Genomic DNA, 12464 nt, shown 5'->3' with positions numbered 1-12464 from the left:
AACGATTGGTTTATATCCAGCCTCTGAAACGCGAAGCCTCAGCCATTTTCCGCACGCCGACCATGTAAGCCGCAAGCCTCATGTCAATCCGGCGGTTTTGGGACATTTCATAAATATTATTAAACGATTTTATCATCATATTTTCCAGTTTTTCCTCGACTTCTTCTTCACTCCAGTAGAAGCCCTGGTTGTTTTGAACCCATTCGAAATAAGAAACCGTTACACCGCCGGCGCTCGCCAGAACATCGGGAACCAGCAGCGTTCCTTTGTCTGTCAGGATTTTCGTTCCTTCCAGTGTCGTCGGTCCGTTTGCCGCTTCTACCACAATTTTCGCTTTGATGCGGTCAGCGTTTTCTTCTGTAATTTGGTTTTCGATCGCCGCCGGGACAAGTATATCACAGTCCAGCTCAAGCAGCTCCTGATTCGTAATGGTGTCATTGAAAAGCTTCGTCACCGTTCCGAAGCTGTCTCTGCGGTCAAGCAGATAATCAATATCAAGACCGTCCGGATCGTAAAGGCCTCCGTACGCGTCAGAAATTCCGACAACTTTCGCGCCGGCGTCATGCATAAACTTAGCCAGATAGCTGCCCGCATTTCCGAAACCTTGTACGACGACGCGCGCGTTCTGAATATCGAGACCTTTTTTCTTGGCCGCTTCTTTTATGCAGATGGTGACGCCTTTTGCCGTCGCTGATTCCCTGCCGTGGGATCCGCCGAGTACAAGCGGTTTTCCCGTAATAAAGCCGGGTGAGTTAAATTCATCAATTCTTGAATATTCATCCATCATCCAAGCCATAATCTGTGAGTTTGTAAATACGTCAGGTGCCGGGACGTCTTTAGTCGGTCCGACAATCTGACTGATTGCTCTTACATATCCCCTGCTCAGCCTTTCAAGCTCTCTGAATGACATATTTCTCGGATCACAAACAATTCCGCCTTTACCACCGCCATAAGGAAGATCAATAATTCCGCATTTTAAACTCATCCAGATGGAAAGTGCTTTCACCTCTTTTTCAGTTACATTCGGGTGAAAACGAATACCGCCTTTTGTCGGACCTACGGAATCATTGTGCTGCGCACGATAGCCTGTAAATATTTTCACAGACCCGTCATCCATCCGAACAGGAATTTTAACCGTTAATAATCTGAGCGGCTCTTTCAGCAGTTCATACACTTCTTCTGGATACCCCAATTTTTCCAGAGCTTTATGTATTACGGTTTGGGTTGATTTTAATACATCATGTTTGTCTTCTTCATTATGACCGGTGAATCGATCGGCTGCCATTTGAGTTAACCTCCTAAAATCTTCTGTTTCTCTCATGCTCCCTTTCAGTGACTAGTATACACCTTCAATATCTCCGTGCATAGAAGAAAGACAATGATTTTTCCATTATTTCGCTTAAAAAAGACGGCCGCTGAAAACAGCTGCCGTTTCAAATCTTTTTTATGAAAAATGTTTCTGGATGGTCTCCACAGCATTGCCGTCCATGATGAGTTTTCCGTACTCATGGAGCCTGTAAATCGTAATCGTCGCCGGGTGTCCGTATTCAGCCAGCACCGCGATGACGCCTTCGGCGGAACGGGAGCCGAGGTCTTCAAGGCTTACATAGTATTGGTTCTCATAGTGGTAGACGGTGCCGCCGGTAATCCCGATTCGGTGAAGGCTTCCGGCAAGCTGAATGATATCTTCAAACGAATGGAACTGATAAATAATATCCGGGCTTTCGTCAAGTTTGACCTGCATCTCGATATAATCATCGTCATATTCGTCATCTTCTGCGTCCGCGTCATGATTTTTCGTTACAATCACAACCATGCCTTGTGCCTGAAGAGAATATACTTCCACCGCGATCGGACCATTCGCTTCAAAGCCGAGCTCTGTATTTGCTTCATTCATCATATCTTTAAATAACTGGTGGACTTTAAACGAGTCCTTCCAGAGGTCTTCTTTTGTCAGTCCCCGATCAGTCAGATCGTCGAGGGTTAAAAAGATTTTAATCTTATTATAGTTCAGACGCTCAAGCCGCATAATGTTCCCTCCTGCCTCTTCTTGCACACAAATCATATAACACAGTATATGAATAAATGAGTCATAGGTTCTTAATTTGTTATCAGTTTACACCGTGTACAGCGGGAAGACAAGCAGAATGCCGTTTTTTATCACAGCGGCCGGGTTTGTTTCAGGAAGACGGCTCATCCGGTCCGCACAGCGTAATCATATGCGTCTCCGGTTTCGCCCCGAGCCTCAGCGGAACTTTTGTCGTCCCGTAGCCGTTGCTGATCAGGTAATGCGCTTTTTTTACCGTTCCCGTCCCGCCCAATTCGTACGGCCCGAACCGGCCGAAACGGATTTGGCCGCCATGCGTATGGCCGCTGAACACAGCGTCAATCCCGTCTGACTCCCTCATCTGCTCATGGATGTCGGGGTTATGGCAAAGCAGGAGGTTTACTTTGTCAGCATCCGTATATCTGATTGCAGAATCGTAATCATCCATCATCATCCTGATATCATCCACCCCGCATATTGTAACGGTTTCCCCTTTATAAGCAAACTGAACCGATTCATTTCTCAGCGGGATCACTTTATATGCCCGTAAAAGAGAGAGCAGTTTTTGCTGGCTGACCTCGTAATCGTTATTCCCCCACACATACATGACAGGCGCGAGAGCCGTCAGACGTTTGATGTTTTCTTCAATTCTGGCGTAAGGAACTCCGCCCTCCGCCAAATCACCGCCGAGCAAAACGGCATCCGGCTTATAACCTGCCGCTTCGCGGAGAAGCTTTTCATCAACTAAACGGCGGTGCACGTCAGATATAAAGAAGATGGTGAGCGGCTTCATCCCCTTCATTTTATCAAGCGTAAATGTATGTGTTTTCAGATGGCTGCCGTTTGCCGTTTTGTACATAACGGCCGCCATAACCGCAGCCGCTCCCGCCAATGTGCCGAGAATTCCCGCTGTAAGCTTCATAAACGCACTCTCCATTCTGTCATTGTCTTACATTAGACGGACAAACAAAAAAAGACGTTTCTATCCTTTCCGGAAAACGCCTCATTTTATTTGCTTTCAAAATAAAGATTGATATCATACCGATGTTTCATCAAGTGAAAAACAGATTCTCTCGCCCTCCATTTTTCAGGCTGGGGCCATAAATCCGTGCTTTTTTGGATAATTTCACATCTCAGTTTATGAAATTCACCCTCAGCTTTTTCTTCCTTTTTTTTAAAATAATAAGAAGTGCAGTACGCAAAAGCGGAAGCCATAATCCAGCACAAATAAACCGTATGGCCTAATATTTCCTGCAGAATCAGCTGCGGAGAGGCTTGGGGGGCATTAAAGCTTTTAAACATCAGCAGTATACACATCAGGGAAAAACAAACGAGGGACGCCCACTGCCATCTTCGGCATTGTGCGGCATAATTTTCGTATTTTAATTTCCGTTTCACCAGCGCCTGAAGCATTTGTTTCGTCGGTCCGTCAGCAAATCGGTCTAATTGCTTCCATAAAGAATCCATGCGCTTCACACCTTGTCCGTTTTCATTGGTACACTATATGAAAAACACGGTGAAAACATGCATTTATTTTAATCAGACAGCGGAATGTTCAGAACCTGGCCGGTGTACACGTCGTTTCCGTTTAATCCGTTGTAGCTGCGGATTTTCTCTTCGCCCGCCCGGCTTTTATAATATTTCATTGAAATGCGGTAAAGCGTTTCTTTCGGCTGTACAGTATGCTGTACGGTTCGCACATTTTTCGGGACAGTCCCGGCTTGATCACTCGCGGCAGCCGGAGCCGCTTTTTCACGGACAGCCGGCGGAGACTGCTGTTTTGTCTCCGCGTATTCGGTGTCTGTCGGCTTTACTTGTTTTTCTGAGGGCGTTTCCGTTTTTTCAGGTGTTTTTTCACTTGGTTTTTCTTTTGTTTTTTCAGATGCAGCCGCTTCTTTCTTATCTTTGTCGTCAGACTTTTTTTTCGGTTGTTCTAAAAGAGCGGTTTCTGACGTTTCTTTCTGAGCGCCTTTCGGAATAACGGCAGGCGCGCTTTCACTGTGGTCAATGAAGACATCTTCATAGTCCTTCGGGTCAAATCTGCTGCTGTTCGTCATATAAAGAAGACCGAAAAAGACACCGATTGTTACGATAATGAACAGGACGGTCAGAAAAGTGAACAGCGGCGTTTTTGTTTTGGTTTTTTCCTTCACCTGCTCTTCCTTTTTTTTACGCTCCTCTTTTACAGATTGTCTTGTCGGGAGGCTGTCTTCAAGATATTCAATTTGTTCATCCGCGGCCGCGGCAACCTGCTGCTCGGCACGCAGCTGAGCTTTTCTTCTTTCAACTCTTGACATTTCCGTCATAGAAACCCCTCCTAACATATTGAAAACGGATCTGACAGGCAAATACCGCATCAATAATAAAATGCGCTGTAACCGGAACGAATAAATTGCCGGTCCATTCGTAGATAAGCCCCAGCAAAAGACTGATGCCCGCAACCATCATAAACAGAAGCCACTTCGCCATGTATCTGAAATGAAGCACGGTAAAAATGAAGCTGGCGGCCCATAAGCCGATATGTGTCTGCAGAACGCCTCTGAACAAAATCTCTTCGCTGAACGAAATGAGAAGCGTCAAAAATAAAATGTGCAGAACCGGCCTGTTCTTAAAAAGCAATACATTAATGCCGCCGTCATCATATAAATGCGAAGGACACCATTTCATCACCGCCAGATCGGCAAAAATGACAAGGACGGCAAGAGTTACACCGTACCATATGATATTATCGTCACGTATATGCCACAGCTTTAAAAAATCGTGAATGTCGGTGAAAAAGAAAAAGCCGATAACAGCTGAAACCGCCAATATGAGCAATTGGGTGGCATACAGCTGTATCACAATCTCCCGGTCTGAGAGCTGCTGGATCAATTCGCTTTGCCGTCTCAGCTGAACTCACCCGCAGACTCTGAACCGAAAATCCGGCCTAATTCCAGCTTCCAATCTTCAAACCGTTCCATGTTTTTCCGTTCTCCTTTTTGCTCGTACGGAGCCAGATCAAGTCCGCAGCTGCTGCAGCATTGTCCGGTTTGACCTTCAGGCTCATACGATTCATCAAAATAAGACAGCAGCGCTTCTCTTATACATTCTTTCCGCTCTAATAACGCCGAAAAACAGTTCATTTTACGCAGCTTCTTTTCCACGCGGTATGTCAGTTCTTCCTGCAGCTGCTCTTTTGTGGTTTTTCCTTGCAGATACAGATGGACGGCCGTTCGCGCCTGTGTTTCCTGGACGCCCTTGTTGATCAGAACGTCCCGAAGCTTTCGCTCATCACCCGTACCGGCATCCCGTATGACGGCCAGAATGCCTTCCAGATCATAATCAGACAGGCTTTCTGTCTGAATAATCTGCTGCTGAAGCTCGGTATCGCCGGGCGCCCTCAGCAAAATACTGACACTCGGGCTGCCGTCGCGTCCCGCTCTGCCGATTTCCTGCATAAAGGCCTCGGCCGTTTGGGGAGGATAAAAGTGAATGACAAAGCGGATATCTGACTTATCCACACCCATGCCGAACGCATTGGTACAGCAGATGCAATCAAGCTGGTTATGGATAAATTGCTGCTGGATCAAGATTCTGTCCCCTGTATCCATTCCGCCGTGATAATAATCCGTCCGCTTTCCCGTTTTTTCATTCAGCTCAGCCGCAAGCTCTTCCGCCCATTTCCTGGTCGGACAATATATGATACCCGGGCCTTCAAGCTTTTCGGCAAGCTCCGTGAGCCTGCTTATTTTTTCGGCATTATCAGCCAAATGTTCTGCCGCCAGGAGAATATTCGGCCGGTTGACTGAATAAAGATGACGCACAGCATGCTCAAGTCCGAGCACATCCGTCACGTCTCTGAGCGTTTCTTTTGTCGCTGTTGCAGTCAGCGCCAATACAGGCGGCTTTCCGAGTGCCTGTCTGAAAGGCCCGAGCTTCGAATAATCAGGCCTGAAATCATGTCCCCATTCCGATATGCAATGAGCTTCATCAATAACAAATAAACTGACCGAAACGTTTTTCAAACGGTTCAGTACATAAGGTGAAGAAAGGGCTTCAGGAGACATATAGAGAAATTTATACCGGCTGATGTTGCTGAGAATAAAATGCCGCTCTGCGGAATTCAGCATGCTGTTTAATGCCACAACCCGCTTTTCTCCTTTCGCTTTCAGCTGCTGCACCTGATCTTCCATTAATGAAAGAAGCGGTGAAATAATCAGCACCAGCCCGTCCATCATGTAACCCGGGAGCTGATAGCATAATGATTTTCCCCCGCCGGTCGGAAGCATGGCGATCGTATCTTTTTTTTGGAGCACGCTAGTCATAATCTCTTCCTGCCCTTTTTTAAAGGAATGCAAACCAAAATACCTGGATAAAGCTTTATGCAGCTCAGTCATGCTGATTCACCGTCTTTGCCAGCGCCAGCCTGATCTGAAAATAGCTGAAGCGCATCTGCATTCCTTCGCGAATCCGTTTAATTTTATTCGTTTGATGCTGTTTTGCAAATGCCGTTATCATACGCTGTTCCTCTTCAGAAAGATACTGTTCTATAAAAAATGCAGGTTGGTGCAATGATATTTCTACGATATGATCTTCGATTGTGGCGGTTTTTAAATTTCTGACCGCGGCGATCCGTTCAATCGGAAACCCTTTTTCCAACAGCTCAAAGGTTTTTCTGGCAGACTGTGTCAGCGCGCTTTCCGCCTGCAGATCGGACAGCAGCTCGCGCAGAGCGGGATATGCACATTGCGGAAGCGATTGAATAACATAATGTACCGCTCCCCAAAACTGGACGGACACATACCATTCATCTTCGTTCAGCTGGAGAGCGAGCTGCTTATTCGTTTTGCCGATTCTGTTGAATGAAGTTAAAGAATAGACAAAAATAAGCGCCTGCCGTTCACTTACGCCTTGCAGAAGCTGAAACAGCGCGTCATGCATTTGGACGGAAAGCTCTTTAGCATCTCTGTTTTTCCGCATGAACCGTTTGATCCATCTCAGCGTCTGCACATCGTTGGTAACCGGGATATATTGACTACATTGATGCTCTTTGTTTGACAGGACTTGAATGAGCAGGGAAAGCCGCCTCCACAGGGTGCCAGCAGGCGTTTGATAATTCGCGCCGTGGCAGTCCTTCGGCCAAGGCCGCTCGGCAAACGCCCGTTCAAGCCTTTGAACGCCGCGCGCAGTCACTTTCCACGTTCCCTCTTCTTTTCCGGCTGTAATGTATGAGTTCTCGGTGAGTTTATGCAAAGAAGCCGTAATATCGCCGCGTTCACACTGTGAAGCCATGCCGAAATATTTAGCGATCTGAAATAAGCCGGCATCCTGAATGGTTTGAGACGACTTTTTTCCTTTTAATAAATGAAACACAGCACTCGGAGTCCGTTCGCCGTCTATTTTGTCCAGACAGTCGAGAACCACGGTATCAAAGTAGTTTATCGCCAATCTAAACACACCTACATTTCTTCTGTGACAAGTTTCGTTTTTTGGTTCTTTTTATTTTAACAGATTTTCATATAAATTTGACGTTTAAAGTCATCTTTTAGGGGGAAGTGCTAAAGAGAATCCCTTATGTGATAAGCATTCTCAATCATTTTTCTGTTGAAATTTGACACTAACATCATTACAATAAGTAAGAGGAATAGGTGTTATATTTAAAAATATATAAGGTAAACCATTTGTTCCAACACGAACAATCTGGGAGGTTTTATTCATGGCAAAGTACACAATTGTAGATAAAGATACGTGTATTGCATGCGGCGCCTGCGGAGCTGCGGCACCAGACATTTATGATTATGATGATGAAGGCATTGCGTTCGTTACGCTTGACGAAAATAAAGGCGTCGTCGAAGTTCCGGAAGTTCTGGAAGAAGATATGATTGACGCATTTGAAGGATGCCCTACTGATTCAATCAAAGTTGCGGATGAACCGTTCGAAGGCGACCCGCTGAAATACGAATAAAAAAGCCCTCCCCGTGAGAGGAGCTTTTTCGTCCTGAATAAGACTCCGGCTGTTATCGGCCGGAGTCTTATTTTTTGCGATCAGCATAAACAAAAAAGCGTCCGGCTGTTTTCACAGAGCGGACGCTTTCAGTCTTTATTGTGTTTGGATGCTGCGTTTTTGTTCAATCCAAGGTTTCAGCTTCGTAAAGATGAACGTAAAGACGATGGTGATGATAATGCCTTTTACAATGTTAAACGGCAGAATTCCTGCGACAACCGCCGTTTTTAACTGGCTGTTTGACAGTGCCGGTGAATGTAAAAACCAAGTATACGCGGGCAGGATAAGAATATAGTTCAAAATACTCATCAGCACGGTCATCGCCGCGGTTCCGGCCAGAAGGCTCACCGCAAGACCTTTTGCAGAATTGAGCTTTTTAAACATAAACGCCGTCGGCAGAATAAACAGCGTTCCCGCGATAAAATTGGCTGCCTGCCCGACAGGCACGCCGGCCATGCTTCCTTGAATGATATACTGCAGAATATTTTTAATCGCTTCAACCGCAATCCCCGCCGCAGGCCCGTAAACCAAAATGGCGATAATTGCAGGAACGTCACTGAAATCAATTTTCAAGTAATCCGGCAGACCCGGAAACGGGAAATTTAACAGCATAAGCACAAAAGCAATACTGCTAAGCATACTGATGACAACTAATTTTTTTACTTTCACAATGCTCTCTCCTTTTCGATCAAATCTCTCGAAAAGAGGAAAGGTTCTTTTGCGCCCCAATAAAAAAACCGCTTTTGTTAAAAAGCGGGAGCTTACTAAGGCTTGGCAAAGAAACGTTTGATATAAGCATCAAAACGTCTGCTGAACCTCCATCTTCTCCCATCCAGACTATACTGTCGGCTCCGGAATCTCACCGGATCCTGCCGCCGAAGCAGCTCGCGGGCTTAGAGCATGATGCTCATCACCGCCGGTAGGGAATTTCACCCTGCCCCGAAGATTGATCTTATGAATTTATTCACATTATATATGATCAAATTGCAATTGTATAGAGAACTGCTCAAATTTAAATAAAATATTGGGGAAGCCCCATTTTCAGCTGATTCCGCGGTTTCCTTTTCTCCTTTACTGCGTCAATACACATTGACACTCTATTGAGAATATGATAAATTATCAGATATTTAGTCAGCTAAACTAGGAGGAAATCTAACAATGTTTCGAGTTTTGGTCTCAGATAAGATGAGCAATGACGGCTTAAAGCCGCTGATGGAATCAGACTTTATAGAAATTGTTCAAAAAAACGTCGCGGATGCAGAAGATGAATTACATACCTTTGATGCCCTGTTAGTCCGCAGTGCCACGAAAGTAACCGAAGATTTGTTTAAAAAAATGACTTCTTTAAAAATCGTCGGCAGAGCCGGTGTCGGCGTAGACAACATCGACATCGATGAGGCCACAAAACATGGAGTTATCGTGATAAACGCGCCGAATGGAAACACCATTTCAACGGCAGAGCATACATTCGCGATGATTTCTTCATTAATGAGACACATTCCGCAAGCCAATATCTCAGTAAAATCAAGAGAATGGAACCGGACGGCTTTTGTCGGGGCGGAGCTCTACGGAAAGACTTTAGGCATTGTCGGTCTGGGCCGGATCGGAAGCGAGATTGCCCAGCGCGCCAGAGCGTTCGGTATGACGGTTCATGTATTCGATCCTTTCTTAACCGAAGAGAGAGCCGGCAAAATCGGCGTAAACAGCCGGACATTCGAAGAAGTGCTTGAAAGCGCGGATATCATTACCGTCCACACGCCTTTAACAAAGGAAACAAAAGGACTGCTTAACAGAGAAACCATTGCCAAAACGAAAAAAGGCGTCCGCCTTATCAACTGCGCAAGAGGCGGAATTATTGATGAAGCTGCGCTTTTGGAAGCGCTGGAAAGCGGCCATGTCGCAGGCGCTGCCCTTGACGTGTTTGAAGTGGAACCGCCAGTTGAATCAAAGCTTCCCGACCATCCGCTGGTGATCGCCACACCTCACTTAGGCGCTTCAACGAAAGAAGCACAGCTGAATGTCGCGGCACAGGTTTCTGAAGAAGTGCTGCAGTTTGCAAAAGGTCTGCCTGTCATGTCAGCGATCAATCTGCCTGCGATGACGAAAGATGAATTCAAAAAAATCCAGCCTTATCACCAAATTGCCGATAAAATCGGAAGTCTCGTGTCACAATGTATGAAGGAACCCGTCAAAGATGTTGCGATTCAATATGAAGGCACCATCGCCAAACTTGAAACATCATTTATTACAAAAAGCCTGCTGTCCGGTTTCTTAAAACCGCGTGTAGACTCAACGGTCAATGAAGTGAACGCCGGCGGTGTAGCAAAAGAACGCGGAATCAGCTTCAGCGAGAAGATTTCCTCCAATGAATCAGGATATGATAACTGCATCAGCGTAAAAGTGACCGGAGACCGGAGCACATTTACGTTAACGGCTACGTATATCCCTCACTTCGGTGAACGAATCGTTGAACTGAACGGCTTTAATATTGACTTAAATCCTGCCGGCCACCTCGTTTATATCCAGCACCAGGATACGACTGGTGTAATCGGACGCGTCGGACGCATCCTCGGCGATAACGATATCAATATCGCTACCATGCAGGTAGGCCGTAAAGAAAAAGGCGGAGAAGCCATTATGATGCTTTCTTTTGATAAACATTTAGATGATAAAGTCGTCAATGAGCTGACTTCAGTTCAGGATATTGTTTCCGTTAAACTGATTGACCTTCCGTAACCAACAAAAAACCCAAAACATTCATATGTTTTGGGTTTTTTTACGTTTAATGGCTTGGAAGAGGATTAGGCGCGGCAGGCACAGCGATAGGTTTTGTCACATCATAATTACCGATTTTCTTTGTATGCGCATGTGTGAACAGCACCTCAGAATAACCGAATTCCTTCGCAGTTAACAGAAGCCCTTCGATCATTAAAATCCCTTCCAGCGAATCTTCAACCGTATGTTTTTCGGACAATTGAATCCGCAGCTGCTCGCCGTCTTCCCTTTCCGATACCGATGCAATCGCATCTGCTTCTATAATGCTCGCGGTCTGTGAGCCTCCGTCTGTTGTCTTCATCCCGTCAATAGCCTGATATACTGAATAATAGGTTTGTTCAGACGGGATGAGATACTCTTGTCCCAGACTGTCGCTGTAAGAAAAATACGCCCGGTTTGTCTGTTTATGTACGGACATCTCAGCGGAAATGCCATAAGATTTATAAAAATCCTGTCCGGCTCCGTTTTGAACCTTTTTCAATTTAATCCGCTCGTAAGGACTCCATGTCAAAGTCTCTTTCAGCATCTTTTTCAATAAGTCAGCATCGGCAACTGATTCGATAGAAAGCCGTCCGTTTACCTGCACAAGCAAATCCTTCTTATCCGCCGTTACCTGCACACCGTCCAAAAGGTTCGGCACAGAAAGGAAGGATTCGGGCACTTCTAGGTTTTCCGCTTCGGATAAAGCCTCTGATACCGATTCATCCGGCTTCTTTTTTTCAAAACTGACCGGAATGACGGCGGATGTTTCTGAATCGGCAAATGCCAAAGTAATGTAATTGTTTTTGTTTTGGTTTGAGACGACGAACGTCTTCTGATCCGGCGGCTTGACAGAAGCTGACTGACTGGCTTTTTCAGTCTGGCGGCTGTCAGCGGTCAGATCACCGGAAGATTTGTTTGTCATCAGGTGAGGAGATATAATCAGAGCGATGCACAATGCGCAGACGCCGGCTGCGGCGGGGCCGATCCAGCTTCGGGCCGGCTTTTTCCTGTACGGTTTACCCGTTTCAATATTCCGGTAAATGGCCTCGGGTGAACGATGATCTCTAACCGCCGGAAGTTGTCTTAACAACTCCTCTACTCTTTCTTCGTTCCAATATGACTTCATCATCCATTAGCTCCTCCCTCAAAAGCTCCATCTGTTTCCGAAGTATTTTGAGCCCTCTGTGTTGGGTCGTTTTGACTTTGCTTTCCGAGAAGCGGAGAGCGGCGGCTGTTTCCTGAATGGAATATCCCTGAATAAATCTCAAGATAATAACAGCTCTTTGATCAATGGTGCAATGATCAAGCGCGGTATAAATTTCCCGGACGTTTTCATGCTGTACGGCGAGTTCGTCCGGAAGCAAATGCTGATCTCTGACATCTTGTGTATCCCAATCAAACGTACCCATAATACGCTGTCTGATCGTCTGCTGCTTGCGGAACCAGTCAATCGCCACATGGCGTGCGATGGACAACAGCCATGTTTTTTCACTGCTTCTTCCTTCAAATGTATGATAGGAATTCAAGACGCGGATATACACTTCCTGCGCCAAATCTTCAGCCTGCGACTTATCTTTTACCATATAAAATAAAAATTGATATAAATCTTGATGGTATGCATCATATAATATCTGAAAGGTTTCTTCCATGGGAAACCCCTCCGTTCACTTTTTTGTC

13 protein-coding genes and 1 riboswitch are annotated in these 12464 nt (G+C 45.8%); of the genes, 2 read left to right on the top strand and 11 right to left on the bottom strand.

What is annotated here, in order from left to right; translation table 11 throughout:
* Nucleotides 1-10: 10 nt before the first annotated feature.
* From gudB to OVA33_RS13595, 8 genes are all read right to left on the bottom strand, one after another.
* Nucleotides 11-1285, bottom strand: a complete 1275-nt coding sequence (gene gudB / locus OVA33_RS13630) for an NAD-specific glutamate dehydrogenase (RefSeq protein ID WP_003153413.1) — start codon at nucleotides 1283-1285, stop codon at nucleotides 11-13.
* Between the two features lie 159 nt (nucleotides 1286-1444).
* A complete protein-coding gene (locus tag OVA33_RS13625) occupies nucleotides 1445-2029 on the bottom strand; it encodes a genetic competence negative regulator (RefSeq protein WP_003153412.1) in 585 nt (194 codons plus the stop codon).
* A gap of 151 nt (nucleotides 2030-2180) precedes the next feature.
* Nucleotides 2181-2969 (bottom strand): metallophosphoesterase, encoded by a 789-nt coding sequence (locus OVA33_RS13620; protein WP_025649800.1) that lies wholly within the window; start codon nucleotides 2967-2969, stop codon nucleotides 2181-2183.
* Between the two features lie 86 nt (nucleotides 2970-3055).
* A complete protein-coding gene (locus OVA33_RS13615) occupies nucleotides 3056-3514 on the bottom strand; it encodes a YpbF family protein (protein WP_007409443.1) in 459 nt (152 codons plus the stop codon).
* A gap of 68 nt (nucleotides 3515-3582) precedes the next feature.
* On the bottom strand, nucleotides 3583-4353 hold the full coding sequence (locus tag OVA33_RS13610; protein ID WP_063636684.1) for a LysM peptidoglycan-binding domain-containing protein: 771 nt from the start codon (nucleotides 4351-4353) through the stop codon (nucleotides 3583-3585).
* Nucleotides 4331-4918: a CPBP family intramembrane glutamic endopeptidase gene (locus OVA33_RS13605; RefSeq protein WP_025649801.1), complete on the bottom strand. Its 588-nt coding sequence runs from the start codon at nucleotides 4916-4918 to the stop codon at nucleotides 4331-4333. Before OVA33_RS13605 ends, OVA33_RS13610 begins: the two co-directional genes overlap by 23 nt.
* A gap of 14 nt (nucleotides 4919-4932) precedes the next feature.
* Entirely contained in the window at nucleotides 4933-6423 is a 1491-nt protein-coding gene (locus tag OVA33_RS13600; protein ID WP_025649802.1) for a RecQ family ATP-dependent DNA helicase, read from the bottom strand.
* Complete coding sequence (locus OVA33_RS13595; RefSeq protein ID WP_017418053.1) at nucleotides 6416-7474, bottom strand: YpbB family protein; 1059 nt, start codon at nucleotides 7472-7474, stop codon at nucleotides 6416-6418. The genes OVA33_RS13600 and OVA33_RS13595 overlap by 8 nt, the downstream gene beginning before the upstream one ends.
* Before the next feature lie 268 nt (nucleotides 7475-7742).
* On the opposite strand from OVA33_RS13595, the gene OVA33_RS13590 reads away from it, so the two are divergent.
* Nucleotides 7743-7991, top strand: a complete 249-nt coding sequence (locus OVA33_RS13590) for a ferredoxin (protein WP_003153403.1) — start codon at nucleotides 7743-7745, stop codon at nucleotides 7989-7991.
* Nucleotides 7992-8126: 135 nt separating this feature from the next.
* Here OVA33_RS13590 and OVA33_RS13585 read toward each other — a convergent pair whose 3' ends face one another.
* On the bottom strand, nucleotides 8127-8699 hold the full coding sequence (locus tag OVA33_RS13585; RefSeq protein WP_003153402.1) for a riboflavin transporter FmnP: 573 nt from the start codon (nucleotides 8697-8699) through the stop codon (nucleotides 8127-8129).
* A gap of 147 nt (nucleotides 8700-8846) precedes the next feature.
* Nucleotides 8847-8981: riboswitch (FMN riboswitch) on the bottom strand.
* Between the two features lie 207 nt (nucleotides 8982-9188).
* Here OVA33_RS13585 and serA point away from each other — a divergent pair.
* Nucleotides 9189-10766, top strand: coding sequence for a phosphoglycerate dehydrogenase (gene serA / locus OVA33_RS13580; RefSeq protein WP_017418054.1), 1578 nt, complete (start codon nucleotides 9189-9191; stop codon nucleotides 10764-10766).
* A 46-nt stretch (nucleotides 10767-10812) separates the two neighbouring features.
* On the opposite strand, the gene OVA33_RS13575 is transcribed toward serA, so the two are convergent.
* Nucleotides 10813-11877: a hypothetical protein gene (locus OVA33_RS13575; protein ID WP_063636685.1), complete on the bottom strand. Its 1065-nt coding sequence runs from the start codon at nucleotides 11875-11877 to the stop codon at nucleotides 10813-10815.
* Nucleotides 11852-12436 carry an RNA polymerase sigma factor SigX gene (gene sigX, locus OVA33_RS13570; RefSeq protein ID WP_014418276.1) on the bottom strand — a complete coding sequence of 195 codons (585 nt, stop codon included), beginning with the start codon at nucleotides 12434-12436 and terminating at the stop codon, nucleotides 11852-11854. Before sigX ends, OVA33_RS13575 begins: the two co-directional genes overlap by 26 nt.
* Nucleotides 12437-12464: the final 28 nt, after the last annotated feature.

The sequence above is a fragment of the Bacillus sp. KICET-1 genome (genome assembly GCF_027721405.1).
Lineage (GTDB): Bacteria > Bacillota > Bacilli > Bacillales > Bacillaceae > Bacillus > Bacillus velezensis.
The sequence above is the reverse complement of the archived record's forward strand: the minus strand, read 5'-3'. Positions and strand labels throughout refer to the sequence as shown.